Source organism: Floridaenema evergladense BLCC-F167, assembly GCF_041929205.2.
Taxonomy (GTDB): Bacteria; Cyanobacteriota; Cyanobacteriia; order Cyanobacteriales; family Aerosakkonemataceae; genus Floridanema; species Floridanema evergladense.
Genome location: NZ_CM171625.1, coordinates 4,238,884 through 4,264,967, shown reverse-complemented (window position 1 = coordinate 4,264,967; position 26,084 = coordinate 4,238,884). Strand labels below are relative to the sequence as shown.

The following is a 26,084-nucleotide window of genomic DNA, read 5'->3' as shown; positions in this document are numbered from 1 at the left end:
ATGCCATTTGGATATTTCGGAAACAACGAAGAAAGTTACAGTCAAAATCATCAATCAAAAGGTTTGTTAGGTGCAGGATGGCGACCATTATCCAGACAGTTTAATTTAGAATATTTTTTGCATTTACTATGGAATGATAACAATGAATTAACTCAAAAAACGGCTGATGTAATTAGCGATCTTGCTAACGCTTTAGGACGGAATGAGTATACTTGGTGGGCTAATATTTTAAATCTATTTTCGGATAACGTAAAATATGAAGTAGATGTTTTCTGGAATTACTTGACTCCTGAACCTTCAATGCCAGATTACCGTTTCAAAGATGTTTTGACAACGGAAACTCCGATTAATCAATCAGTCAATCGGGATAGCATTCCTATTGATTATGTTTTGAATCGTCTCCAAGAAATTACTGTGAAGAAAATTCTGGAAATTTTGGGTCGTCCTGATATTATTACTCAGTATTTCATGGAGCGATATTACTATTATCCAGTGTCTCAATTTAGCAATTGGGAACGCTTGGAAACTCCGGGAACGATTTATGCTTATTGGTCGAAATACCAAGTTTGGTTGCAGATTGAAAGTTATGAAAAAGGACGACGTTGGTATAGCTTGATGGCAAAAAATTTAGCGCCATTAATTAACAAAGCAACTTACAATTTGGCGGTGATTCTTAGTGGGTATAAAAGCCGTGTAGGACAGGTTCATAGTTTGTTTCCTATTCGCAGTTTTCCGACGGATGTTCAAAGCTTTACTGATAAAGTTCAGCAAGCAGTTCTTGACCAAAATCAGTTAGCTGTTTTGGTGCATGGCGAACCGGGTACTGGGAAAACTGCATGGACTCAAGCGGTAGCTAAAGAAATTTTGATGCCTTTGGGTTTTGTAATATTTATTTTGGATCATGATGCGGTGGAAAATTTTATTCCACCTAATTATTTGGAGCGAATTTGTCTGATTATTAATGAGGCGGATAATTTGGCTCACGATCGCGGAAGTGCAGCGGCTCAAGGTAATACTAGAACTGAGCATATTTTGAGTTTACTTGATGGTACGTTGTATCAAAGTGTAATTGAAGAAGGGTGTATTCAGCCGAAACAAAAGCTGGTAGTGTTGTTGACTTGCAATACTACTGAACGTCTAGATCCGGCAATGTTAAGAAAAGGAAGGATTGATTTAATGTATGAGTTTGAACATAAGTTTGTTTAAGTTTTTTTGAACCGCATTAGGCGTAGCTTTCCCGCAGGGTAGAGCGCAAAGAGAATAAACTCAGATCTTGCATCTAGAGGACAGAGCCTCTATTTTCGTTTCCAGGTTGAACCTGGGAACGAGGATCTGGGAGGTTCCACCTCCTTTGAGTGCAAGATCTGAATAAAGAGATAAAAAGGGAAACTTAGAGTGGACATTCGTAAACTGTTGAATCAAATTGCTGCACAAGAAATGCAGTTACAGGAAACTCAATTTCTCGCACCTTGCGTGCGTGGTGGTTTGGTTCGCACTAGGGTAGCTAATATTATTTATAGTTTTGCTCCGCAACCACGAAATTTTGAGGGATGGGGAATTTTTCAGCCTGTTAATGAGAAGTTTGCTCAGGTGGTTGATGAACCAAGTTTGCCACAATTAGCAGAGTATTTAAAGTTATTAAAACCTCTGCGATCGCGTTTGGCTTATGTTTTGCGGGGTAAAACTTGGTTAGCTTATCCAATGAATGAGGGTGATGCTTTACAACGTTTTGGTTTTGCCAAACCAGTGGCGGTACATTTGGTGAGTGAGGGTGCTACTTTTGAGCCAATTATTGCACGGTTTGATGGGAGGTCTTGGTGGTTTGATGAGTACGATCGCCGTAGCGATCCTTTACTCACAGAAAACCTAAAAGAACATCTCAAAAAAGCTTCTTCTCTCGAAGAGTTGCGCTTTAAAGGTATTACGCCGGAAATGCGATCGCTTTACCAACTAACCACTAAAAAAACCCAAGAATTTACAGCCAAAACAGATGAACAACGTCTGCGAAAAGCTTTAAAAATGGGTGGCGCAGAAATGCGCGAATTTCGCGATCGTCAAGATCATTGGGTAGTTGAATGGACAACTTCTGATGGTCAACGTCACACTTCAGCAATTTCTAAAACTGACTTAACAGTTATTAGTTCGGGAATTTGTTTGAGTGGACGCGATCGAGATTTTGATTTGCAATCTCTCGTCGGTGTTATGGAAAATAGGGATTAAATATTAACCGCAGATGAATGCAGATAAGAATTGATTGGACTGCTGGTAATAAGTCTATGCACCCTACCATAAAGCTGCATCTACATCTGCGTTTATCTGCGTTTATCTGCTTTCATCTGCGTACAAAAAAACGTTTCCTGGGAGGCGTAATGAGTATCTTTTTCCACGAACAACTATACAGAACTTCAGAAGTAATGGCAAAAATTAAAGACTTTTCCATTACTATCTGTGGTGCAGGTGCGTTAGGTGCAAACGTTACTGAAAATTTGGCACGTTCCGGTTTTACTAAATTGAAAGTAATCGATCGCGATCGCATCGAAGAACGTAACCTTTCCACCCAACCATATTATCGCTCTGATGTCGGTGCCTTCAAAGCCAAAATTCTCGCTAACTCCCTTTATCGCGTTTTGGGAGTAAACATAGACGCACAAACGAAAGAATTAACCGCTACAAATGCGGCGCAATTAATTTCCCCTAACTCTTTAGTTATTGATACTTTTGATAACAGCATTGCCAGAAAAGCCGTTAAAAATTACTGCGAAAATGCTCAACTTCCTTGTTTGCACGTTGGATTAGCAGGAGACTACGCCGAGATAATTTGGAATCAAGAATATCGCGTACCTTCACCTGCAAATGATGATGTCTGCGACTACCCTTTAGCACGCAACTTAGTTACCCTTGCAGTCGCCGTTGCTTGCGAAACAATTGTTACCTTTGTAGCTACAGGTAAACAAAACAATTTCACAGTTACTTTAGCAGATTTGGTAATTCAATCCTATCATTAATCGCCACCTGCTCTAACAATAAAAAATCCTGAAGTTACTTAAAACAACAGGACTAAAAAACTAATTGGGGTAAAACAAAAGGAAATTATTTACTCATAATAATTAATCTCCATTTCCCCAAATTTAGTAACGTCGTTGTTGCCGATTGTTACTACTCCAGCCACCACCCGCAGAAGCTCCTTTGTTAGCTTCACGGGGTTTAGCTTTATTTACTTTTAAATCGCGACCCATCCACTCAGCACCGTCTAAAGCTTCGATCGCCGCTTCTTCTTCTGCGTCTGTGGACATTTCCACAAAACCAAAGCCTCGCGGACGACCTGTTTCCCGGTCTGTTGGTAAGTGGACTCGCTTAACAGTTCCATATTCTGCAAACACATTAGTTAAATCTTCTGCTTGAACCTTGTAAGAAAGGTTGCCTACATAAATGGACATGAATGATCTCCGCAGCCAGAGTAGTCTAAATTACATATCAATTGAGATTCGGAGACAAGTCTGCCTATATTATCTGTCAATACTAAAAACACAAGCCGCTACCGAATTCAATTTCGCTACCTCAGTATAACATGAAAAGAAATAATCTTTTTTAGTAAAAATTCAAGTTTTATATCAATACTTACCTTAGCTTTTAAAGTAGCATATCCACTTAAAGCCATTGCTAAATGTAATTTATCTCTGTAATAGTCATACCTTTTGTATTCCTAACTTTACATCAACAGCTAAAGCCGTACCGATCGCTTATCATCTAATTATATCCTCGATGAAATTGCCATTAAATAAATTTCTGCTAAGTTAGAACTGATATTAATTTCAACTTAGTATATGCAAAAATTTTTCTTTGCGATCGGCAGCACCACAACTATTTTTACCTTATTGCTAACAATCCGTTCTTTCGGTATTGTTGCACCTCAACTATCAACCCTGCAAGTAGCACAACAACCCAATTGTAAAGATCCGCAAACTCAAGTAGAAATCAACAACTGTGCTGGCATAGAATATCAAAATGCCGATCGCAAACTCAATCAAGCATACCAAAAATTAATCCCTAAATTATCAGCTGCCAGACGACAAAAATTAATTCTAGCTCAAAGAGCATGGATTACTTTTCGAGATGCTAATTGCGAATTTGAACGGAGTCAATTTGAAGGTGGAACAATGGCTCCTGCGGCTCAAGCAGGTTGTATGGCACAATTAACAAAAACTCGGACAAAACAGTTAGAAGAATATATAGAATCAGCTTTCTAACCCCGGACAAAGTATAATGTTGCTAGTTCGTTTTAGTCAACAAAAATAGTCTTGATATGCAACACAAATCAATTCTGGGAGTAGTAGCCAGTTGCACCGTTATCAGTAGCAGTTTTTTCATGCTAACTTGGCAACCCCAAAGGGTATTAGCTCTAACAAACGTTCCGGTAAATCAAGTTCTTTCACCAATAAAAAAAAAGGCGACAGTACCAATATTTATCCCCAGCAAGTTACCTTTTTCCGAACCAGAAAAAGTCTATTATATCAGCGAAGTAACAGATAAAGGCTACATGGTTTCATTTAATTATACGCCCAATTGTCAAGGAACACCTTGTTATATTGGTTCTATTGAAGCTGAAAGAGGGGGGGAATTTATTAAGCCAGAAACAGGAATAACTAAGGCATTTAGAAAGGTTAGGTTATCAGGCGGAACTACGGGAGTATTCCATAACGGCTGTGGTGCCTATTGTACTGCTACCTTGGAATGGAAACGTCAGGGAATTTTGTATAGAGTAACTGTTAAAAATGGCGAGGAAAAAGATTTAATTGCGATCGCAAATTCCGCGATTCTATCTGGTAGACGTTAAATTTGATATCTCCTCCTACCAATCTGAATTGCAAATGGCGTTTCCTTCAGAAAAATAAGGATCTACACGCCATTGCAATTCTTGATTAATCATTTTCAATCTATAGTTTTCAGCCTCTAAATTAGCTACTTTTGCTTCCAGTTCTTGAATCTGATTTTGGTAGATTTGTTGTAGCTGGATAAACTTGTCGAGTTCCTGCTTTGGCAACACTAATAAGTAAATCATAAAACAATTCTCCTATGCAAGGGTGAGGTTTTACATTCCCAACATAGTTTTGTTTTCCCAGCAGTAGCTCAAATGTGATTCAGACGTAAAATTTTGTTAAGATTCGCGGTAAATTCCCCCGTTTTTTGAGCCATAAATTCTTTTTCCATTTTTCCAGGCGAAAGAACGAGGTTTTCGCCATGTTTTTGATTCGCGCTTGCGACAAGCAGTAGCACCTAATTTGCACATTTCCACTACTAGTTCATTAAACTTATCCAATCTATCCTTTAACGAGGAGTTAATAGACACCGCAAATTGACAAGCAAAGATTGTCATAGTCATCCATGACATTTGAAAGTCGTCGCCAGAGAAATTATTTTTCAAATTTTTAGTTTCAATAGCGTTTAGTAAAGGATAGAATCCATCTAGCATTCCTTGATCAAAGATTTCTCTAACTTGCTTAAGTCCTTCTTCGCTTTTGGAAATAGAAATTTCTTGATAACCTTTAAAGCAATCTAAAAACCGACGATTTTCCATTTCTTTTAAAATTTCTATATATAACTCAAAAGCTGAACAAAAAGAGTATTCTTTTTGGACAATTGACTGAAAAATATGAATAAATTCTTTAGGTAATGGGATGAAATTAATATCAGCTAATTCCCAGAGAGATTGCAAATCAGAATGTACTTGTTTAACATAGGGTTCTGCGAGTTGAACAATGTCCCATAAAACTTTATATTGTTTTACCAAAAGCCAAATACCGTCATACTTTAACTGATTAATTTCTTTTCTGTCTAAAGCTTGATTAATTGGGGCATCACAATGACTTATAAATTTGGCTCTCCAGCACTCAGCGAGAATCTTATTTCCCCTTCTCTGACTTTGCCATTCCTCAATTTGGTCTGGGGTCTTAGCTTGCGGTAGCAACTGTTCGCTTGGTAAATTTTCCAGAAGCTGAGCAATTTGCTCTAAAAATTCAACGTTGTTTTGGGTCATAAGTAAAACTAGGTTACTTTACTGAATCAGAGGGTCACGCACTAAGGTAGTCTAGATCAAGTGATTTGATACGCTCCTTTGACAATATTGCTTTATGTCCCCTGTTGTTTCCAGTCCTCCGCGCATTATCCGCATTGCTTCTCGCAAAAGTCAACTTGCCCTCGTGCAAACCGAATGGGTGCAAGCAGAACTCCAGAAACACTTCCCTGACAGAACCTTTGAAGTCCACACCATGAGTACGCAAGGCGACAAAATCTTAGATGTTGCCTTAGCTAAAATTGGCGATAAAGGACTGTTTACCAAAGAATTGGAACAGGGAATGATTGAAAAGAAGACAGACTTTGCCGTTCATTCCTTGAAAGACCTGCCCACTAGATTACCAGAAGGCTTAATTTTAGGCTGCGTTACCGAAAGGGAAAACCCTGCTGATGCCTTGGTAGTGCATAAAAAATTCAAAGACAAGCAATTAGAAACCTTACCTGAAGGCGCAGTGATAGGAACGTCTTCCTTGCGAAGGTTAGCTCAGTTGCGCCATCACTTCCCGCATTTGGCATTTAAAGACATTCGCGGGAACTTGAATACTCGACTGGCGAAATTAGATGCTGGGGAGTTCGATGCTTTGATTTTAGCAGTGGCGGGTTTACAAAGGTTGGGAATGAGCGATCGCATCCACCAAGTCATCCCCCCCGAAATTTCCCTCCACGCCGTCGGACAAGGCGCATTAGGCATCGAATGCCGCAGCGATGACCCCGAAATTCTCTCCCTGATCAAAGTACTAGAACATACCCCCACCGCGCAACGCTGCTACGCCGAACGCGCCTTCCTCCGAGAACTAGAAGGAGGTTGTCAAGTACCCATTGGTGTTAACACCGTCATCGAAGGCGAACAACTGACCCTCATCGGAGTCGTTGCCAGCTTAGATGGACAAAAACTAGTCAAAGATAGCATCGCTGGAAAAGCCACCGAAGCCGAACAACTAGGTACACAACTAGCACAAAAATTGCGCGAACAGGGAGCCGCCGAAATTTTAGCCCAAATCTTTGCTGAAGTTGGACGGTAACATATTAAAGTGATGAGTTATGAGTGTTGAGTTATGAGTTATTAGCTTTAAGTTAATTCAAAACTCAAAACTTAAAACTCAAAACTTTCAAGAAGCAGTATTCTTTCTTGCTAAACTTCTGTAACGAACTATTTCAGGCAACCCCAAAAATAAAATGCGGATTCTATTTGTTGCAGCTGAAGCAGCCCCCCTAGCAAAAATAGGCGGAATGGGGGATGTCGTCGGTGCCCTGCCCAAAGTTCTCAGAAACATGGGGCATGACGTTCGGCTCTTTATGCCTTACTATGGCTTCTTGCCGGACAAGATGGACATTCCCAAAGCCCCAATCTGGAACGGCAATGCTATGGGGCAAAACTTCGCTGTCTATGAGACTATCTTCCCCAACAGCGATGTTCCCTTGTATTTATTCGGTCATCCAGCATTCTGGCCCCGACGGATTTATTTTGGAGAAGATGAAGACTGGCGGTTTACCCTGTTTGCCAATGGCGCAGCTGAGTTTGCCTGGAATTACTGGAAACCAGATATTATTCACTGCCATGACTGGCACACGGGTATGATCCCAGTGTGGATGAACGAAGACCCGAACATCAAGACAGTATTCACTATTCACAACTTGGCATATCAAGGCCCTTGGCGTTGGCGTTTAGAGCAGATTACTTGGTGTCCTTGGTATATGCAAGGTGATAACACGATGGCAGCAGCAATTCTGTTTGCTGACAAAGTGAATACTGTTTCGCCTACCTATGCTGACCAAATTAAGACTCCTGCTCACGGTGAACGTCTGGAAGGTTTGTTATCTTACGTCAGTGGCAAGTTAAGCGGTATTCTTAACGGCATTGATACTACTAGTTACGACCCAGCTACAGACAAACACATCGCGAGAAACTTCACAGTCGATAATATTGAAGAACGCCGCTTCAACAAAGTTGCTCTCCAAGAAGAAGTCGGTTTGGAAGTGAATGCTAATGCTTTTTTACTTGGTTTGGTGTCGCGGTTGGTGGAACAGAAGGGGATCGATCTGATTATTCAGATTTTAGACCGCTTCATGTCTTATACAGATTCGCAGTTTATCCTTTTGGGTTTGGGCGACCCCTACTACGAAAATCAAATGTGGCAAATTGCCTCTCGTTATCGTGGTCGGATGTCTGCTTATATCCTGCAAAGTGATTCTTTAGCGAGAAGGGTTTACGCTGGGACGGATGCTTTCTTGATGCCCAGCCGTTTTGAGCCTTGCGGAATTAGCCAAATGTTGGCAATGCGTTATGGTTCTGTGCCAGTTGTCCGGCGTACTGGTGGTTTGGTTGATACTGTTACTCACAATGAACCGATGGAGCACACAGGTACAGGTTATTGTTTCGATCGCTACGAACCTTTAGACCTTTATACTTGTTTAGTTCGGGCGTGGGAAGGTTTCCGGTACAAGAATGAATGGCGCGAACTACAACAACGTGGGATGCGGATGGATTTCAGTTGGCATAAGTCCGCTTACGAATACGATAAGTTGTACCAATCTCTGGCTAATCCTTCTACCGATCAACAACCAGAATTAGCTAATGCTTAAGGTTCAGATGCAGTTGTGCTAATTTTGTTAGTTTTTGGTTGACAATTTAAGTGCGATCGCCTTTCGTGGTGCGATCGCACTTTATTTATGTTTGCGATCATTCTTTTGGTAATGAGTGTAATCAATAATTGGTTGCTAGATCTAATCATGTTTTTACTAATTTCTCCAAGGTATTCGGTTTATCTTTGTTTTTTTAAGTACTTTTCTAAGGGTTACAATTTCCAAAAGTTCAGTAAAAATTTCCTTTGTTTCCTTGTCTCTCTGTCCAATACCTTCATTTCTCAAACGATCATTCATTCTTTCAATAATTTCATTGGCAACATCTTTTGAAGTTTTGATTTTTTTATACATTCAAACATAACATTTAGGAGTCAAGAACTGTGTTGACTCCTGACTCCTAACATTCTTGGCATCCTAATTTTTAGATACTCAGCGATCGCATCCTGAGTTGAGCAACATGAACTTTTCGTTAATTTGCTCTGCTAGAATTACCAGACAACTGCTACTGCACGCTACCCGGAGGCGGTATGGGGATATTTACAGGTTGACTGGGTTGTACTATTCTTCCAGTTCCGGGGGTTAGGGGGATGACGGCAGGTTTATTGCGATCGCCATTACCGCCCGTTGCTGCTGGGGGTGGGGGAAGATTTGCCGGAAGATTGATAGTCGGCTGTTGTTCGGTTTCTGGTAATACTAAGGGCGAAGTACTAGAATTGCTAGTTCGGGAGGGAGTTTCCACTGTACCCACTGTTTGGCGCAGATAGGACTTGGGATCTTCTGCTACCCAACCCAATTGGGAGTTATAACGCACTTCAAAATGTAAGTGGGCTGTTTCAATATCTGGGCTACCTGTACTCCCAACAGTTCCTATTTGTTGCCCTTGTCTTACTGGTTGTCCAGTCTTAACAGTAATACTACCTAAATGTGCATAGCGAGTTTGTTGTCCTTCCTGATGGTTTAAAACAACCAAATAACCATAACTTCCGCGATCGCCAGCAAACGCCACAATGCCATCCCCAGCAGCTAAAACTGGCGTACCTGGGTTGGCGAGTAAATCTAACCCACTGTGAAAAAATACTTTGCGCGTACTCGGATGCAGCAACCAACCATATCCCAAAGCTACGGGCGCAACCGTTGGCAAAGGATAGCCTTTGATCGTGCTATTTTCAATAAAACTATTGTTGCCTGCTGGCGACCAGTTTACCCCAGGCAAAAAGACAATTTTCAGGTCTTCTTGACAGCCGTTAGCTTCATATACCAACACATCTCGGACTTTATAAGCCGCTGCTACATCTCGCCAAGTTTGATTCGGGGGAACTTCTACCGCTACGCCGTTAAATGGAGGAATGATAATTTCGCTTCCCGCCCGCACTTCACCTTGTCTGATGCTGGGGTTCATTCCTATCAGGGTAGCCGGAATCAAGTTATAAAGTCTGGCAATACTGTCTATTGTTTCTCCTGGTGCAACTAGGTGTCTTTTGAGTCTGGATAAAGCTGGTTCGGGACAGTTGAGGTTGTTAGTCTCCGCTGCGATCGCTTTTCCTCCCAGAATCGGAATATTTAGCCCTAAAAGTGCGATTAGAAGGGTCAGTTGTCGTTTGTTAATTTTCATTTGCCGATCGTTCCATTTCCTTTACCATTTGTTATCTTCAGATTTTTATAGCCTTTTGTTCCCAGCTATTTTAAGGTTGACTGCCCCAGTTCAGGCAGGTCGCCAGCAGAGAACAGGCTAAGTTAGATTTCATTACTAGTTTCTGTGTGTTTGGGCATCATGAATTATGAATTTATCTTTTAAACAACTGACTCTTTATTTAACTTTACTGAGTTTAGGTGGTGGTGCAGGAATCTTAGGTAGCCGCTATCTGAAATCAGAAAATCCTATCAGACAGACTGCTTTAATGACACCCATAATTCAGCAGCCACTACCTCCTCAGCCTAGCCCATCATTAGGTAGAATCCCAATTTCACCGGGCAATGTTAATTTTATCGCTGAGGCTGCCCAAAAAGTTGGCCCAGCAGTGGTTCGCATTGATGCGGCGCGTAAAGTAGAAACTCAATTACCAGAATTGTTCCAAAACCCTCTATTTAGAGGGTTTTTTGGTACGGAAAAGCCTGTACCCTCAGATGAACGGGTAGAACGGGGTACGGGTTCGGGTGTAATTTTATCTGCGGATGGGCGTTTGGTGACTAATGCTCATGTAGTAGCGGGAGCAGATATTGTTAGAGTAACGCTAAAAGATGGTCGTTCTCTGGATGGTCGGGTGATCGGTGTGGATCAACTTACTGATGTGGCAGTAGTTAAAATTGATGCGGAGGGTTTACCGACGGTGCGGGTAGGTAGTTCGCAAAATTTGATTCCGGGAGAGTGGGCGATCGCCATTGGCAATCCCTTGGGTTTGGATAATACTGTTACTGTGGGAATCATCAGCGCTACAGGACGTTCTAGTTCTCAAGTCGGTGTCCCAGATAAGAAAGTTAATTTTATTCAAACTGATGCTGCCATTAATCCGGGAAATTCTGGTGGGCCGTTGTTAAACTCTGATGGCGAAGTCATAGGGATTAATACGGCAATTCGGGCTGGTGCTCAGGGGTTGGGTTTTGCTATCCCGATCGAAACGGCTCAAAGAGTAGCTAATCAACTGTTTGATAAAGGACGTGCAGAACATCCCTTTTTAGGCGTTCAGATGGTGACTCTCTCTCCAGAAATGAGAAACAAGATTGCTCAAGAAACGGACTTAAAAATCACTCAAGACCGGGGAGTATTGATCGTGCGAGTTCTGGAAAAATCGCCAGCAGAGAAAGCAGGTCTACGCCCAGGTGACATCATCGAAAAAATTGGCGACCAGACTGTTGAAGATGCTTCTACTGTACAGCAAATGGTGGAATCTAACGATGTTGGTATTGTCTTGGAAATGGAAGTGAACCGCAATGGTCGCAGACAAAAGCTCCAAGTAAAGACGGGAGTTTATCCTAAACGGCTGAATTAGCAACAATTTTAGATTCTGGTAGAGGGATTTTAGGTTCTTTGGTTAATTTCTGCGATCTTCGAGGTTGCGTAACTTAAAGAATCTAAAATCTCAAACCCAAAATCAATCTAAAAAAATTGATGCAGGTTCACTTCCTTACTGACAGAAGGAGTGCCATTGTTTTAAGACGCTGACCCACCTAATTTTTCATCCTTAGCTGAATCTGAGAGTGTATGCGACCCCAGAAGGCTCTCTTCTAGCTGCATCCGTTGTTCCATCTGGCGCAGAAAATAGCCAGTCATCATCGCTGAAGCTAATAGCCCAGCCAAGTTTTCCCGGTCTGTAGTAATTTCGACATTAAAGTGTTCCCCTGGTAACATCCCGACTAAACCTTGGACGTTCTGGGAAATAATCTGTTTGATTTCGGGACTAACCGATTTAGCTACACGCTCCAAAACTTCCGGCGACTGATGCTGGAGGTAAGTCAACAACTCATTAGGTTGAGTATCTTGGGCGTTGCTACTGAGATGGTTGGGGTTAAAGACCATGTGAATCCCACTTGTTTTACTATTACTAATTTAATCGATTTTGATATCTAAAGAGGGGGACTGGGAAGAAGAGGTGGGGGGGTGGGGAGGTAGGGGGATGGGGGGAATTTCTAGCTCCAGATTTCTCCCCATCTCCCCATCTCCCCATCTCCCCATTTCCCCATCTCCCCATCTCCCCATCTCCCCATCTCCCCATCTCCCCATTTCCCCATCTCCCCATCTCCCCATCTCCCCATCTCCCCATCTCCCCATCTCCCCATCTCCCTAATCCCCGACCCTTATCATTTCTGGGCTGACTGTTCGATCGCTTTGGGGAGTTCTTCGAGTTGGAAGTATTGGTAAAATTTGTCTGTGACTTGGAGCCAGTACGATCGACTATCGGCTTGGCGGCGTTTGCGGACGTATCCTAATTCTACTAGTTCCTGCACTTGTTGGTAGGCTCCTGAGCCTCGTAGATCAACTAATTCGGTTTGGGAAATTGGGCCTTTGAGGGCGATCGCAGCTAGTGTTCTTAAAGCCCCTACTCCTAGTTCTGGGGGGATTAAATTCTGCATCAAGTTATGAAAGGTCGATCGCAATTGTAAGCTGTAACCTTCTGGTGTTTCTACTACTTCTAGAGCACTGTCTCGATGTGCATAATCATTTATTAGTTCGATCAGTGCTTCTTTGACTTCGGCGCGATCGCAGCCAGCATACTCAGCGATTTCTGATAACGAAAGTGGCTGACCTTTTAAATACAAAATGGCTTCAATTTTAGTTGCTAAACGATGCGTCATCTGCTCTTTTGCTTAAGTGTTAGCATTTTCGAGAAACTTGTGTTTCTGGATATTGCATGATAGCATTTTCCCTATTGCTGACTAATGCTTAAATTAATTCTATTTTGAATTTATTTCCTTTTTGTTGAACTCGGAAACAACTACAGGATTTCAGAAACTTACTCAAGGTGCTACCTAAACCTAATTCTTTAATTACAGACCTGGGTGGTTTGCCATATATAAGCATAAATTCTTTGGATAATGTATTTGGAGAAATATCTTCTTCTGTACTTTGAGATTTCATTTTCTTAATTAGTTGCAGCAAAGCTTCTTCTAATTTTTCTTTGCTATCGATCGGTTCTTGCTTATTTCCATTAGTTGCGGCTCCATTTTGCGTTCCATTTAAAGAATCGGTAATATTGTTAGCGGTCTCGCTGGAATTTAATATAACTGCTGTTGGTGAATTATGATGATTATCTGATTTGGTGGTAATTGTTTCTGTTTCCTGTTTAACTATATTAGACCTAGCTTGGAATAATGTTGAGAGGGCAGCAATTTTAGAAATCCTTTCGTCGATCGATTCTCGCTCCGACTGAATCAAACTTTCCAATTGATTCATTAACATATCTAAAGGAGGAATTTCTGTGCTTAAGCTAATTAAGTAGTGTTTAGTTTCTCCTGTATTGCGATTTTCAACAATTAATTTTTCATCTTTACGACGTACCCAATAAACTAAAATACCATGATTTTGTAACTGATGGCAAAGGTGCATTAATAAACCATCTGAGGAACAAATAAATACTTCTTTAACCTGGGGATAGGGTTTAAAAATTGATGCGCCAAAAGCAATCATTTTGGCATCGGCGCTATTTTTGCCATTGGGAACATGAATTAATTGATAACCTCGATCGTACAAATCAGCATCTTGTTTTGCCAGGGATGTATTTCTCCAATTAGCAAAAGCAATTTTAATTAACTGGGGAGATTGCGCCAAACTCAGCAGGAAATTTTCTGCATTTAGGTCAATTTTGAGATTTTCTGCATCTAAAAGCAACACAGAAACCACAGTTTCCGAAGCAGATAAAATCTTCTGCTCAATCTCTACATCTGAAGGCAAATTAACAGAATCAATACTCTCAGTAACAGGTATATCTTCTTTGGGTGATTCCCATTCTAAATCGGTGGCAACTTCTGGGGCAGGAATTTCCGTAGTTGACAATACAAAACTAGCTGTCTCTAAAAATTGTCGTCCGCAATTTTTGCACAAATAATTTTGTCTGCCATTGCGACGACCATTTTTCCGATAAGAAGTGGATTGGCATTGGGGACAATTCATGTTTACCCTCAGAGAAACTGTCCTGACTTAGTGCATCTTTCTCACATAATATAAAAAATGATGTTTTACAAATCTTAAAATAATGGCTAGAGATTTACGGGGATTTATTAAACTACTGGAAGAACGGGGACAATTACGGCGAATTTCAGCGTTGGTTGACCCAGATTTGGAAATTGCCGAGATTGCTAACCAAATGTTACAGCGGGGCGGCCCTGCATTACTATTTGAAAATGTTAAAGGTTCTCCTTATCCTGTCGCTGTAAATTTAATGGGGACGGTAGAAAGGATTTGCTGGGCGATGAATATGCAGCATCCTTTGGAGTTGGAAGATTTGGGAAAAAAACTGGCGATGCTGCAACAACCAAAACCACCGAAAAAGATCGCACAGGCGGTGGAGTTTGGTAAGGTGTTGTTTGATGTGTTGAAGGCGAAACCAGGAAGAGATTTTTTCCCATCTTGCCAACAGGTGGTAATTCAAGGTGATGATTTAGATCTTAATCAAATTCCGATGATTCGCCCTTATTCTGGTGATGCGGGGAAGATTATCACTTTGGGTTTGGTAATTACTAAAGATTGCGAAACGGGAACACCAAATGTGGGGGTTTATCGCTTGCAATTGCAATCTCGCAACACTATGACTGTGCATTGGTTGTCTGTGCGAGGTGGGGCGAGACATTTACGCAAGGCGGCGGAGAAGGGGAGGAAACTGGAAATTGCGATCGCGCTAGGTGTAGATCCTCTAATCATTATGGCAGCTGCGACTCCAATTCCGGTAGATTTATCTGAGTGGTTATTTGCTGGATTATACGGTGGTTCTGGCGTGCAGTTGGCGAAGTGTAAAACCGTAGATTTGGAAGTTCCCGCAGATTCAGAATTTGTGTTAGAAGGGACGATTACACCAGGGGAAATGTTGCCAGATGGCCCTTTTGGGGATCACATGGGATATTATGGTGGGGTGGAAGATTCGCCTTTGATTCGGTTCCAATGTGTGACGCATCGCAAAGATCCGATTTATTTGACGACTTTTAGTGGTCGTCCCCCGAAGGAAGAAGCGATGATGGCGATCGCGCTTAATCGCATTTACACCCCAATTTTACGCCAACAAGTCTCCGAAATAGTCGATTTCTTCTTACCAATGGAAGCACTAAGTTACAAAGCAGCGATCGTTTCCATTGATAAAGCATATCCCGGACAAGCAAGACGCGCCGCTTTAGCTTTTTGGAGTGCCTTACCTCAATTTACTTACACCAAATTTGTGATTGTGGTCGATAAAAATATCAATGTGCGCGACCCCCGCCAAGTTGTGTGGGCAATTTGTTCCAAAGTAGACCCAACCAGAGATGTATTTATTTTGCCAAATACGCCTTTTGACAGTTTAGACTTTGCCAGCGAAAAAATAGGTTTAGGTGGACGTATGGGCATAGATGCAACTACCAAAATTCCCCCAGAAACCGATCACGAATGGGGGGCACCTTTAGAGTCCGATCGCGGCATAGCGGCGATGGTAGAAAGACGCTGGGCGGAATATGGTTTAGCAGATTTAGAACTAGGGGAAGTCGATCCAAATTTGTTTGGTTATGATGTGAAATAGATAGCTTTTTTTACCCAAATAATTGGGTGCTAATACCGTTTCAATTCATCACATAGTTTCGGGTGGGTAGCTAGTCACTCCCACCCGCAGGGTAGCTTCGGGAGTGTTGAAAAACTATTCCCAAGCAAAGCTATTTATCTAAATTTTACAACTTTAAATAGCTTAAATATGACACAATCTTACCCTGCCCAACAAACTCTTTATGATAAAGGCGGTATCCGTATTACTTCAACTGTATTGGAATACAAGAAGGTTCATTATCGAATCCGAGATATTTATAAATTCCAAATAATTGAAGACAAGAAAAATGTCCAAAATTTTAATAGAGAGCAAGTATTTATAGGGATATTTTTAATAATATTATCTCTAATCACTCATAATATTTTAGGAGTAATCATAGGGATTATATTTCTCATTATTGGAAGCAATAGTAGCATTCAAGAAATAGAATATACTTTGAGAATTACTACTAATCATGCTGAAGAAATTAATATTACTCATAAAAGCAAAGATGAAATTAACAAAATCAAAAAAGCTTTGGAAACAGCAATTGCTTTATTGTCTTTTGGACAATAGGTGATAATTAGCTGATTGAGTGTTAAATGGAAGTTCCAAGCAATGCCTTGTCCATTTCCGGGCATGAAATCAGGAACAAGAATGAGTGGTTTTTTAGGAACACATATATTTTCCAAGTTACAGGAAAAAATGCCAATTGCACTTCCCTCATCCCGACTTAACCTTTTTCCTTTTCCTCAGCATCTTTGATCAACTCAGCTTTGATTTCAATAATCTCTGGTGCTTCTGGTAAAGCGGGATTTTCTGATTTTTGTTGACCGTCTGAAAGTTGTTCCTTGGCTCGATCGGCTAACTCTTGCGCCTTATCTTTTGCTTGTTCCGCAATATTTTGCGCCCCTTTTGCTAACGAATCTAAATGGCGTTTTGTCTCCTCTAAATCTGTCTTAAAGAAATCTTTAAATTGTCCTACTTTTTGATTTAAACCTTCAGAATAAAATTGTGGTTCTTGGAAAGTTGCTTCCTCCACAATTAGCCGCTTACTACCAATACTCTGAATTTTATCAATTGGTAAAATGTAAAGACCATTTAAAATTCCTCGCCACCCACTAGAAGTAAATAAATAATTAATTACAGCACCAGTTTCCGGGACAATTAAATAATCTACTAACTTGCCAACTTTACTACCTGTATCCGTCCACACTTCATGACCAATTAAAGTATATGCTTCATCAGGTTTTTCTGGATTAGCAAATTCTTCAGCGTTAATATTTACCAAAATACTATGTTCGCCTATTGATTCAATTTGCTGCCAAATTATCCGTTGTTTACTGCTACCTAAAAACCCTGCCTTACAAGTTAAACCTATTACTTTATGAGTTTGCGTATTTAACCATAAGTGGTCTACTCGTCCTAACTCTTCTGCGGTGCGGCGATCGATCGCTAACAGATTTATTAGTTGACTTTGCTTAATCACTGATTCTTGCCTATTCATAAACTACCTCCTAACCTCTTAAATAACCTTGCAGTAAAATTATAAGTAACATATACTTGAATTTTACTCTATCTTAAATAAGATTCAATCTTCTAGATTAGACTAACCTTAATTAACCAGGCGTATATTTAATAAAAATTTTATGGTTAAATTAACAACCGGAAACAAAAAGCTTCAATTCAAAAAAGTTTTTTACTATTTTCTGTTAGCCAAAATCTCATTACTTAGCTTGTTAGCTATTGGTTATTTTACACCAGTAGTTAACTGTAATGTTACCCAAGCAAAATGTGAGTTTCCCGTTTGTATTATTAACGATGGGATGCACGTAAATATTGTTCTTCCTGTGAGAAATAATCTGGTTGATTGGCAGGAATTTATTAATGTTTCTGCGATCGGGAAAGATGCTACAGCTAATTATAAATATTTGACCTTTGGTTGGGGAGATAGAGATTTTTATATTCAAACTCCCACCTTGGCAGAATTTAATCTGATTACTGCTGCTAAAGCGCTATTTTTGCCTACTCCTTCTACAATTCTGGTGCAGGGATTTGCTGATATTCCCCGAAATCCAGAACTCAAATGTGCAAAAGTTACTAAAACAGATTACTTACAATTAACTCAGTTTATCCAAAATACTTTTCAATTTAATTCGCAGAATCAACCAATTAGAATTGCCAATGGTTTCTTATCTAGTAGTGGATTTTACGCAGCGAATGGGAGTTATTCTATACTAAAAACTTGTAACAATTGGGCAGCTGAAGCATTACAACAAGCTGGTATAGATACACCCTTATGGGCTGGTCTTTCTTCAGCAGTGATGCTACATTTTGGTACAAGTTGTAAATGTAACACTACTTAGAAAAAATTATTACTCTGCAATTATTCTGGAGGAATAGTTAAGTAAGTCATTTTATCTTTTGATGATTCTGAATCTTTCCCAGTCGATCGCTTAGACTCTGATTTTTTGCTAACTTTATCAGGATCTCCCACTTCTAATTGAATTTGAATTTTTGGCCCAGAATTTCCTAATCGGACAATCATTCCATCATTAACTTTGATCTTTTTCACCGGACGATCGTTCACATAAGTTCCATTGGAACCTAAACTCACAATTTCCCATTCCGAACCATTATGCACTAGCTCAATATGTTTGCGAGACACGACCGAACTCAGAACCACCACATCATTCTCTTTGGAACGTCCAATCTTAATTACAGGTTCAAGGTCAAAAGTCCAACTTTGAACCGGGGTTGATTGGCTAGGATGTAACAGATTTAAGGTAATCACCGCTATAAAATTGGGTACATATTTATGTGAATAATTTTTACGACATTGCGCCGCTTATGTCCAGCATATCAATTAAAGAATGCTTCGGCAATTACGACAATAGTACAGTGACTTCATTCCAGTTTTACTAACTGTAAACGAAATATTTCATAATAATTTATTTTGCTTACAAGGAATTTCCATTATAACTTCTGTACCCTGCCCTAGTGTGGAAATACACTTAAATTGACCACCGTGTTTTTCTACTACAATCTGATAACTAATTGATAATCCTAACCCGGTACCTTTACCTACGGGTTTCGTGGTAAAGAAAGGGTCAAAAAGTTTACGTCTGACATCCTCACTCATGCCGGGGCCATTATCCAGAATCCGAATAGCTAACCAAGGGGACTTACCATTAGAAAGCGGGGAATTTTGTGGAGATTGATTAGCGATCGCCTTTGCCCCAAAAGGCTCAATTAGCTCGGTGCGAATGCGAATACAAGGTGCAGAACAAGAACTAGGATAACTCCTTTCCAAAGCATCGATCGCATTATTCAGCACATTCATAAACACCTGATTTAACTGTCCGGCGTAACATTCCACCAGTGGTAAATCTCCATACTCCTTAATTACCAAAATCCCTGGATGTTCTGGAGTTGCCTTCAACCGATTTTGTAGTAGAGATAAAGTACTATCTATTCCCTCATGCAAATTAACAGGCTTCATTTCCGCTCGATCCAACAAAGCGAAATTCCGCAAAGACAAAACAATTTGACGAATTCTTTCTGCTCCTATTTGCATCGAACTCAGTAACTTTAACAAATCTTCCAGCACAAAATTCAAATCAATTTCTTCAGCCCGAACTTGAATTTCTGGCACCGGAACCGGATAATACTTTTGATAAAGCTGCACTAAATCTAATAAATCTTTGGCATACTGACTAGCGTAAGGTAAATTACAGTGAATAAAACTAACCGGATTATTAATTTCGTGAGCAATTCCTGCTACTAATTGTCCCAAAGAAGACATTTTTTCCGCTTGAATTAGCGAAGCTTGTGTCGATCGCAATTGATGTAAAGTAGCCGCCAACTGAGCCGCTTGTTCTTGTAATTCTACCTCTCTGCGGCGCAAAGCTTCTTCCACCTTTTGCCGTATCGCAATATCTTGTTTAAGCAATTCATTAGCCGCTTTTAACTCAGCAGTCCGTTCCTCAACTTGCCTTTTTAAATCATCATGAGCCTTTTGCAATTCTACTTCCGCTAACGCCCGCGAAAAAATTTCCCGCTGCAATCTTTGATTAGCTTCTCTTAACTCCCTGGTGCGTTCATCCACAGCTTGTTGTAACTCTTCAATCACCCCATACATTTCCGTAGCACCGAGAACTTTCAACAAGCTAGTTTGAGAAACCAGACCCAACAATTCGCCCCGATCGCCTGTGACTACCAAACGCCGGACATGACTCTGCTGCATCTGTTGATGAGCAATCCATAATGAATCTGAAGGACTCAAACAAAACAGCGGCGAACTCATCACCTCTTGGGCTTGCATTTGGGATAAATTCAGTTCCAGAGCTTGAAACTGGACAATATCTCCCTCAGTAACAATTCCCACAGGTACTATGTAACTTTCAAATTGATTCCCACTCTCAAAAGTATTTTTCTCCTCAATTTTAGTAATTACCACACAACTGACGCGATACTCTGACATCAACTGCGCTAAATTCAACACCGAGGTAGTCATTGGTGCATGAATTACTTGAGTATTCATCACATCTCCCACAGACCACAACCTAGTCAACAAATTCGCTGGCTGCATCGAGGCGCGAATACTTTTAGGTGTCAGCAGTCCCATCAGTTGACCTTGGGAGTCTAAAACTGGAAGGTGGCGAATTCGATATTGCCGAAAAATTGACAAAGCCGTAAAAATATCCTGCGAATCTGACTCGATCAGCTTAATTACCGGACTGGACATCACATCAGCTACTTTCACTCCCTGAAAGTTCATGCCGATCGCAGTTAGCCGCACAATATCCCGTTGAGTAAATATACCGACTAATTTAGCTCCTTCCATCACCAGCGCACAACTAGCTCTTTTGAAACTCTGTAGAGAAGTCTGATCTGTATTTAGCGATCGTGACGAAGTATCTACTGGACAACTACTTCGCATCTGCGCCATCAGGTGCAGTACATCAATCACAGGAGTACCCAGTGTAACTCTCAGAGTCTGGGTGTCTATGGCACTTTTTAGAGATAGGGAGTATGGTGCTGCGCCGTTAAGCTGCATGGAAATAAAAATAATGTGATGATTACTACATCACCACATTAATTCAGCTTATTACATTTTGCATACTTCACAAAGAAAGAAATTGGTAGTCAGTAATAGACAATTGAATTCTTACTATCCATTACCTAATTACCAGTCTCGATCGTAATCATCAACTTTAACTATTGATCTACTTGGGTGCTATCTTCTTTTTGTTCTTCACCTTTGGGATAAATTAAAGTATCTCTGGATTTTTCCGACTTTGGTTCTCCTGATACTGGTTTTTGCGAAGTCGTTTTTTGTCCATCTGTCGTCCCAGAACTTCCCAAATGGATTTGAATTTGGGGTCCTGAGCGAGCTAACCGAATCATCACTCCATCTTTGATGGGTGCTTCAGTGATCCGTTTACCTTCTAAGTATGTGCCATTAGCACCCAAATTTATTACTTCCCATTTGGAATGTTGACGACGCAGTTCTACATGATAGCGGGAGACTACGGCGCTATAAAGAATTACATCGTTATCGGTGGCACGTCCTATCCGAATCAGCGATTCATCTTCAAAAGTCCAGCTTTGAATGGGAATCGACTGAAGCGGATGTAGTAGGTTTAGTGTAATCACATTGGTAGTGTCTACTTTGGGTCTAATCGACTAGGAAAGCTGAAATAAAAATGTTACAAGATCTCCCTTACCCAGGGAAATGCGATCGCCAGGACGCAATCGATGTCGATTACCCTTTGGCAAAGGCGTATGGTTAATGTAAGTTCCATTAGAGCTTCCTACATCTTCAATATAGTAGGCATCTCCCTCTACTCGAATATCTGCGTGGACTCTAGAAACTACCTCAGAATTAGGAAATCCAGAAACGTCGATATCTGGGGGAATTTGCTCATTAGGTTTTCCCAAATGAATAATTGATAAATTTTGTGGTAACTCAATATTAGTCTTAGTTTGGACGTGATTGAGCACTGCTTTTTGTTGCTGAATCCGAGTCGGAGCAAGGGTTCCTTGATTTGGTGTGGCGCTGCTACTCGTTGCCACTTCTGGGTCTGGGGTCACAGGTGGTGGTGTTGGCGTTGGCGGTACAGTTGATGCTGGACTCAAATTTTCTGGGTCGGGTATGGAACCGACGACCAAGGGATCTGGTTGCACCAGGGGATCGGGTGCTGGTAAGTCCGGTAGAGAAGCTTCAGGTGTGGAACCGATCGCCACTGTAGCTGGAGCAGATGTTTGTGATTCTGCTACTGCTTCTGATTTATTCTGGAGACTAAAGCCGCACTGTCCGCAGAAACTAGCATCTGTTTGTACTGGTGCGCCGCACTGGGGGCAACTAGTAGTCGCAGGTAAGGGCGTGTAGCAGGCTTCGCATTGTACTGCGCCGTCTGGATTTTGGTGATTGCAGTTTGGACAAACAATCATGAAGTTTTTTTTATCTAGAGGTCGTTTTCGAGGGATTTGGTGGATTTTAGCTGTTATCCAGTTGCTCTCCTAACTAAATTTTATTATGGTTCTGAGGTAACTAAATTGAGATTCTTGGCTGCTGATTCGTCTAATAGCCACCAAAGTTGTCCTTGAGGTTGAATCAGTCGAGCTGGATAGGCGATCGCGTCGGCTTCTGGAGCAAAAACCTCGGCTAGGGCTGCCTGTTTATTGGTACCCGCAACAATAAATACCACATTACGAGCGTTATTGATTAGGGGTACTGTCAACGTTAAGCGGGGTTGACCGTCTTTGTTGCCTACGGTAACTAAACGATCGCTTACTTGCAGCGCTTCTGTATGGGGAAACAAAGAGGCAGTATGCCCATCATCTCCCATTCCTAATAAAACAATATCAAATATTGGTATCTCTCCAGCTGATAGGGAAAAGAATTCTTCTAATTCGGTTTGGTGTTTTTCCGCGTCTGCTGCGGGATCTTCTGCTCCCGTAGGCATGGGGTGAATATTGCTACTGGGGATATTTACTTTGTCTAGCCAAGCTTGTCGCGTCATTCTTTGATTGCTGTCGGGGTGGTTTGCTGGGACGTAGCGTTCGTCGCCCCAGAATACATGAATTTTTTCCCAAGGCAGGTTTTGTTTGGCGATCGCTTCATACAGCGCTTTGGGTGTACTGCCCCCGGAAAGGGCAATGGTACAAATTCCCCGTTGGTCGATCGCTTCGGTAATCTTTTCTACGACTAAACTCAGCGATCGAGAAATTAATTCTTCCGTCGCAGGAAGTACTTCCACAATCTTACCCATAAGTTTCTGCCTCCTCAACTTTCTTTGTTCCCGACTAAAGCATAATCTATCGAGAATCAGAGAGTAATTTCTGTGTTAACCTTGCCTTTTAGCCTGGTCAATAGTAACCTTAAACTAAAAAAATCTCTGTTGAGCGTATTTGCGTCCATCTATTTAACTGGTACTCTAAACTGAAGATTTGCCAAAAACTATTAGGAGCAACTAGCGAACGATTGCTTATCCCAAAATGGTAGACCCGAAAGAAAACGTTGCTAAGCAAGCACGAAGCGGAAGCGTAGCAGCCATAATTCAAGTACTTAATGACAAACTGGCTGATACCGGAGTCAGAACTAGAGCCGTGCGCGAAAATGACTTGCTACAGCTACTATGTGAAGCTGAAAAGGCGGATAAATTGGAAAAATCAATGTTAGTGCCGCAAATTCAGGAAATATTGGCGAGCATTAGTCCCCGCAATATCCGTCGAGCCAAAATTAATAGTCGCATCATTCAAGAACAGCAATTAATCTGGTTAGAAGAGATTAACCGCGATCCCGAAAAGAATTTACTCTGGGTAGAAGAAATTAAATTACCCAAACGTCATTTTTGGGAACGCTGGGCAGAAAGTTTATCCGAGCAAAAAGTTAGTTTGGGTAAACAACCAACACTGAAAGCTTCTTTAACTCCTGTGGAACGTTCTCGACAACAATGGCGCAGAGGCATTATTGTCGGAGCTTTACTCAGCTTATCAGTCTCACTAATTGGCTGGGGTATTTATTACGGTATTAGTCGCCTAACTAGTGAAACCACAGCGAAAACGTCCAAATTATCATCCTCCAATTATCAAGCTAACTCTGCTAAAGCCGTTGTTCAACAAACAGATGTATCGGTTGACACAGATCCCTTTAATATAGCGGTGAAGTTAGCGGAACAAGCTGTAGCCGCAGGTCAGGTTGCCAAAACTCCGGCTCAGTGGTTAGAAATAGCTGCTAAGTGGCAAAAGGCTTCGGATTATATGGGGAATGTGCCAAAAAATGACGATCGCTACAAATTAGCGCAAAATCGTAAAGTTTTGTATCGTCAAAGTAGCGAAATCGCTTTGAAAGAGGCACAAAAAAAACGCTCTACTGAACCTTAAGTAAGAACTCTCGATGCTAAAGTACAACAATTTGTCAATCTATAGAGAAAACACGGATGCTAGTTTCATCCGCTAGACGATAATCTAGTGCCAGTTGTGTTCAGTTATATAAGTTCGATCGCATTTACTATAAGTCTGGCTAATTGAGAAAGAATATTTCCCAGAGTCAAATACTTAAAGGCAGTGATATCGGCAATTATACTGCTAATCAAACTGCATACGAGTAACATCACCTATCCTAAAGCCAAAGCCAGATGTTAAGGAAATATCTCTACTCTGGAATTTAGTTCCTAACAGCCGGACTGCATCGAAGACAGCAACGACTCCCAGCCTTGTCAGACTAAATAGCAATGGCAACATCACAAATTCATTTGTATAAACAATTGGACATCTCATCAAGGCATCAAGCTTTGCTTAATCAGTTAACGATGGCTATCCGTAGCTGTACCGAACTGGAGCAAATTCTCAAGTTAGCTGTAGATGGTTTAGTACGGAATCTACAAATTGAGCGGTGTCTGGTTTTATTATTAAAGTACGTAGATCCGCTGATCAAAAACCGTTCTCAAACTCCCATTCCTAGAGCCAAAGCCACTGTAATCTATGAATGGCCTATTTTAGCTTTGGAAGGAAATCAACCCTCGTTAAGTTCAATTAACCAATCCTTTTCGCTGTCGGAATGTAGTTTGTGTCAAATGGCTTATCAAAATACTCCCAAGCCATTAATTTTGAACGACTCCATTTTTGCTGGTGATTCTGCTGATAATGTAGCAGCAGTTTTTAATCTTGACAGTATGCCAAACTTACTGTTGATTTCTTTGGAAAGTCAGGGAACTGTGTTGGGTTTTTTGGCGTTACAACAACGTCAACCAAGGATTTGGTTAACCGAAGAGTTGGAATTGGTAGAGTTAGTGAGCGCTCAGTTGAGTATTGCGGTGCTTCAGTTTCAGACTTTGCGCCAAACTTCAGCTTTGGTGGAAGAAAGGACGGCTCAGTTAGAGTGGAGTTTGTCTGTTCAAGCGAAACTTTATGAAAAAACTCGCCAACAAATTGACCAGTTACGCCGTTTAAATACGCTCAAAGATGAGTTTCTCAGTACAATGAGCGACCAAATGCGGAACCCTTTGGCAAGTATGAGAATGGCAATTTGTATGTTACGCCAACCTGGGTTGCCTGTGGAGCGTCAGGTTAGGTATCTGGATATTTTGGAGCAACAGTGTAATTTAGAGATTAATTTGATTAATGATTTGCTGACTTTACAAGAGTTGGAGTCTCAGAAGTCTCGACTGCAACCACAAAAAGTGGATATTAAGGAGGTAATTGAAAGGTTGGAGCAGTCTTTTACTCAGAAGTGGTCGGTGAAGGGATTAAGTATGGAGGTGCATCTACCAAAGCGATCGCTAGTGTTAGATACTGATGCTGATAGCGTCAACCGCATTCTCCAAGAATTACTCACCAATGCAGGTAAGTACTCCGAACCTGACACAAAAGTTGTCTTGAGAGCTACTTACCAAGATAATCAAAAGGTACCGCAAATTATTTTGTCAATCTCAAATGTTGGTGCGAGCATCTCACCAGCGGAACAGGACTATATTTTCGAGAAGTTCCGTCGGGGTGAGGGAGTGATGCAAAAAGGAATTCAAGGTACTGGTTTAGGATTAGCTTTGGTTAAATGTTTAGTAGAGCATTTGAATGGGGTAATTAATGTTTCTAGCTCTCCGATCGATGGTAGTCAGTCATGGTTAACTTGCTTTACTCTGACTTTACCGCAAATGCAGGGCTGAACCACAGATTTTGCTTTTCCAATCTTGATTTTGTACTATTTGAAATATCTACGGTGCATAA

The 26,084-nt window shown here is 41.0% G+C and carries 29 protein-coding genes and 1 pseudogene; 13 read left to right on the top strand and 17 right to left on the bottom strand.

Going from position 1 to position 26,084, the window contains the following annotated elements; genetic code table 11:
• The 3 genes from ACE1CA_RS20930 (at position 1) to ACE1CA_RS20920 (ending at position 3,005) form a co-directional block, all read left to right on the top strand.
• Positions 1 to 1,206, top strand: coding sequence for an AAA family ATPase (locus tag ACE1CA_RS20930; RefSeq protein ID WP_413279112.1), 1,206 nt, complete (start codon positions 1 to 3; stop codon positions 1,204 to 1,206).
• Positions 1,207 to 1,437: 231 nt separating this feature from the next.
• A complete protein-coding gene (locus ACE1CA_RS20925; protein WP_459563649.1) occupies positions 1,438 to 2,220 on the top strand; it encodes a hypothetical protein in 783 nt (260 codons plus the stop codon).
• A gap of 149 nt (positions 2,221 to 2,369) precedes the next feature.
• Positions 2,370 to 3,005 (top strand): ThiF family adenylyltransferase, encoded by a 636-nt coding sequence (locus ACE1CA_RS20920; RefSeq protein WP_413279110.1) that lies wholly within the window; start codon positions 2,370 to 2,372, stop codon positions 3,003 to 3,005.
• Between the two features lie 123 nt (positions 3,006 to 3,128).
• Here the strand turns inward: ACE1CA_RS20920 and ACE1CA_RS20915 are convergent, their stop codons facing one another.
• A complete protein-coding gene (locus tag ACE1CA_RS20915; protein WP_413279109.1) occupies positions 3,129 to 3,437 on the bottom strand; it encodes an RNA-binding regulator in 309 nt (102 codons plus the stop codon).
• Between the two features lie 387 nt (positions 3,438 to 3,824).
• On the opposite strand from ACE1CA_RS20915, the gene ACE1CA_RS20910 reads away from it, so the two are divergent.
• Together ACE1CA_RS20910 and ACE1CA_RS20905 are read left to right on the top strand one after the other, a co-directional pair.
• Positions 3,825 to 4,247 carry a lysozyme inhibitor LprI family protein gene (locus ACE1CA_RS20910; protein ID WP_413279108.1) on the top strand — a complete coding sequence of 141 codons (423 nt, stop codon included), beginning with the start codon at positions 3,825 to 3,827 and terminating at the stop codon, positions 4,245 to 4,247.
• 56 nt (positions 4,248 to 4,303) lie between these two features.
• A complete protein-coding gene (locus ACE1CA_RS20905) occupies positions 4,304 to 4,834 on the top strand; it encodes a hypothetical protein (RefSeq protein WP_413279107.1) in 531 nt (176 codons plus the stop codon).
• A 15-nt stretch (positions 4,835 to 4,849) separates the two neighbouring features.
• Here ACE1CA_RS20905 and ACE1CA_RS20900 read toward each other — a convergent pair whose 3' ends face one another.
• On the bottom strand, positions 4,850 to 5,059 hold the full coding sequence (locus ACE1CA_RS20900; protein ID WP_413279106.1) for a hypothetical protein: 210 nt from the start codon (positions 5,057 to 5,059) through the stop codon (positions 4,850 to 4,852).
• Positions 5,060 to 5,155: 96 nt separating this feature from the next.
• The gene (locus ACE1CA_RS20895; protein ID WP_413279105.1) at positions 5,156 to 6,034 is read right to left on the bottom strand and encodes a hypothetical protein; all 879 of its coding nucleotides are present in this window, start codon (positions 6,032 to 6,034) and stop codon (positions 5,156 to 5,158) included.
• Positions 6,035 to 6,128: 94 nt separating this feature from the next.
• Between ACE1CA_RS20895 and hemC the strand changes: the two genes are divergently transcribed.
• Both hemC and glgA read left to right on the top strand, forming a co-directional pair.
• Entirely contained in the window at positions 6,129 to 7,094 is a 966-nt protein-coding gene (gene hemC / locus ACE1CA_RS20890) for a hydroxymethylbilane synthase (RefSeq protein ID WP_413279104.1), read from the top strand.
• A gap of 154 nt (positions 7,095 to 7,248) precedes the next feature.
• Positions 7,249 to 8,655: a glycogen synthase GlgA gene (gene glgA / locus ACE1CA_RS20885; RefSeq protein ID WP_413279103.1), complete on the top strand. Its 1,407-nt coding sequence runs from the start codon at positions 7,249 to 7,251 to the stop codon at positions 8,653 to 8,655.
• Here glgA and ACE1CA_RS20880 read toward each other — a convergent pair.
• The 3 genes and pseudogenes from ACE1CA_RS20880 to ACE1CA_RS20870 all read right to left on the bottom strand — a co-directional run.
• Positions 8,652 to 8,804: a hypothetical protein gene (locus ACE1CA_RS20880; RefSeq protein WP_413279102.1), complete on the bottom strand. Its 153-nt coding sequence runs from the start codon at positions 8,802 to 8,804 to the stop codon at positions 8,652 to 8,654. The two genes, glgA and ACE1CA_RS20880, sit on opposite strands and share 4 nt — an antisense overlap.
• Positions 8,805 to 8,811: 7 nt before the next feature.
• Complete coding sequence (locus ACE1CA_RS20875; RefSeq protein WP_413279101.1) at positions 8,812 to 9,006, bottom strand: hypothetical protein; 195 nt, start codon at positions 9,004 to 9,006, stop codon at positions 8,812 to 8,814.
• Positions 9,007 to 9,412: 406 nt separating this feature from the next.
• Positions 9,413 to 10,267: pseudogene (locus ACE1CA_RS20870) on the bottom strand (LysM peptidoglycan-binding domain-containing M23 family metallopeptidase); the annotation flags it as partial.
• Between the two features lie 166 nt (positions 10,268 to 10,433).
• On the opposite strand from ACE1CA_RS20870, the gene ACE1CA_RS20865 reads away from it, so the two are divergent.
• On the top strand, positions 10,434 to 11,642 hold the full coding sequence (locus ACE1CA_RS20865; protein WP_413279099.1) for an HhoA/HhoB/HtrA family serine endopeptidase: 1,209 nt from the start codon (positions 10,434 to 10,436) through the stop codon (positions 11,640 to 11,642).
• Between the two features lie 161 nt (positions 11,643 to 11,803).
• Here ACE1CA_RS20865 and ACE1CA_RS20860 read toward each other — a convergent pair whose 3' ends face one another.
• The 4 genes from ACE1CA_RS20860 to ACE1CA_RS20845 form a co-directional block, all read right to left on the bottom strand.
• On the bottom strand, positions 11,804 to 12,169 hold the full coding sequence (locus tag ACE1CA_RS20860; RefSeq protein ID WP_413279098.1) for a DUF760 domain-containing protein: 366 nt from the start codon (positions 12,167 to 12,169) through the stop codon (positions 11,804 to 11,806).
• Between the two features lie 30 nt (positions 12,170 to 12,199).
• On the bottom strand, positions 12,200 to 12,421 hold the full coding sequence (locus tag ACE1CA_RS20855; RefSeq protein WP_486517466.1) for a hypothetical protein: 222 nt from the start codon (positions 12,419 to 12,421) through the stop codon (positions 12,200 to 12,202).
• A 29-nt stretch (positions 12,422 to 12,450) separates the two neighbouring features.
• Complete coding sequence (scpB, locus tag ACE1CA_RS20850; protein ID WP_413279999.1) at positions 12,451 to 12,945, bottom strand: SMC-Scp complex subunit ScpB; 495 nt, start codon at positions 12,943 to 12,945, stop codon at positions 12,451 to 12,453.
• An 88-nt stretch (positions 12,946 to 13,033) separates the two neighbouring features.
• The gene (locus ACE1CA_RS20845; protein ID WP_413280000.1) at positions 13,034 to 14,260 is read right to left on the bottom strand and encodes an IS1/IS1595 family N-terminal zinc-binding domain-containing protein; all 1,227 of its coding nucleotides are present in this window, start codon (positions 14,258 to 14,260) and stop codon (positions 13,034 to 13,036) included.
• Between the two features lie 82 nt (positions 14,261 to 14,342).
• Between ACE1CA_RS20845 and ACE1CA_RS20840 the strand changes: the two genes are divergently transcribed.
• The gene (locus ACE1CA_RS20840; RefSeq protein WP_413280001.1) at positions 14,343 to 15,851 is read left to right on the top strand and encodes a UbiD family decarboxylase; all 1,509 of its coding nucleotides are present in this window, start codon (positions 14,343 to 14,345) and stop codon (positions 15,849 to 15,851) included.
• Positions 15,852 to 16,019: 168 nt separating this feature from the next.
• The gene (locus tag ACE1CA_RS20835) at positions 16,020 to 16,427 is read left to right on the top strand and encodes a DUF6232 family protein (RefSeq protein WP_413280002.1); all 408 of its coding nucleotides are present in this window, start codon (positions 16,020 to 16,022) and stop codon (positions 16,425 to 16,427) included.
• Between the two features lie 157 nt (positions 16,428 to 16,584).
• Here the strand turns inward: ACE1CA_RS20835 and ACE1CA_RS20830 are convergent, their stop codons facing one another.
• Entirely contained in the window at positions 16,585 to 17,358 is a 774-nt protein-coding gene (locus ACE1CA_RS20830; RefSeq protein WP_413280003.1) for a PRC-barrel domain-containing protein, read from the bottom strand.
• Between the two features lie 142 nt (positions 17,359 to 17,500).
• On the opposite strand from ACE1CA_RS20830, the gene ACE1CA_RS20825 reads away from it, so the two are divergent.
• A complete protein-coding gene (locus tag ACE1CA_RS20825; RefSeq protein ID WP_413280004.1) occupies positions 17,501 to 18,217 on the top strand; it encodes a DUF2459 domain-containing protein in 717 nt (238 codons plus the stop codon).
• A 20-nt stretch (positions 18,218 to 18,237) separates the two neighbouring features.
• Here the strand turns inward: ACE1CA_RS20825 and ACE1CA_RS20820 are convergent, their stop codons facing one another.
• From ACE1CA_RS20820 to pgl, 5 genes are all read right to left on the bottom strand, one after another.
• Positions 18,238 to 18,645 (bottom strand): FHA domain-containing protein, encoded by a 408-nt coding sequence (locus ACE1CA_RS20820; RefSeq protein WP_413280005.1) that lies wholly within the window; start codon positions 18,643 to 18,645, stop codon positions 18,238 to 18,240.
• A gap of 147 nt (positions 18,646 to 18,792) precedes the next feature.
• Positions 18,793 to 20,910, bottom strand: coding sequence for a CBS domain-containing protein (locus tag ACE1CA_RS20815; RefSeq protein WP_459563680.1), 2,118 nt, complete (start codon positions 20,908 to 20,910; stop codon positions 18,793 to 18,795).
• Positions 20,911 to 21,071: 161 nt separating this feature from the next.
• Complete coding sequence (locus tag ACE1CA_RS20810; RefSeq protein ID WP_413280007.1) at positions 21,072 to 21,509, bottom strand: FHA domain-containing protein; 438 nt, start codon at positions 21,507 to 21,509, stop codon at positions 21,072 to 21,074.
• 30 nt (positions 21,510 to 21,539) lie between these two features.
• Positions 21,540 to 22,307 carry a double zinc ribbon and FHA domain-containing protein gene (locus tag ACE1CA_RS20805; protein WP_413280008.1) on the bottom strand — a complete coding sequence of 256 codons (768 nt, stop codon included), beginning with the start codon at positions 22,305 to 22,307 and terminating at the stop codon, positions 21,540 to 21,542.
• Positions 22,308 to 22,390: 83 nt separating this feature from the next.
• Complete coding sequence (pgl, locus tag ACE1CA_RS20800; protein ID WP_413280009.1) at positions 22,391 to 23,128, bottom strand: 6-phosphogluconolactonase; 738 nt, start codon at positions 23,126 to 23,128, stop codon at positions 22,391 to 22,393.
• Between the two features lie 226 nt (positions 23,129 to 23,354).
• On the opposite strand from pgl, the gene ACE1CA_RS20795 reads away from it, so the two are divergent.
• The gene (locus tag ACE1CA_RS20795) at positions 23,355 to 24,242 is read left to right on the top strand and encodes a hypothetical protein (RefSeq protein ID WP_413280010.1); all 888 of its coding nucleotides are present in this window, start codon (positions 23,355 to 23,357) and stop codon (positions 24,240 to 24,242) included.
• 104 nt (positions 24,243 to 24,346) lie between these two features.
• Here ACE1CA_RS20795 and ACE1CA_RS20790 read toward each other — a convergent pair whose 3' ends face one another.
• On the bottom strand, positions 24,347 to 24,472 hold the full coding sequence (locus ACE1CA_RS20790) for a hypothetical protein (RefSeq protein WP_413280011.1): 126 nt from the start codon (positions 24,470 to 24,472) through the stop codon (positions 24,347 to 24,349).
• Positions 24,473 to 24,592: 120 nt separating this feature from the next.
• Between ACE1CA_RS20790 and ACE1CA_RS20785 the strand changes: the two genes are divergently transcribed.
• Positions 24,593 to 26,023: a GAF domain-containing sensor histidine kinase gene (locus ACE1CA_RS20785; RefSeq protein WP_413280012.1), complete on the top strand. Its 1,431-nt coding sequence runs from the start codon at positions 24,593 to 24,595 to the stop codon at positions 26,021 to 26,023.
• Positions 26,024 to 26,084 lie beyond the last annotated feature (61 nt).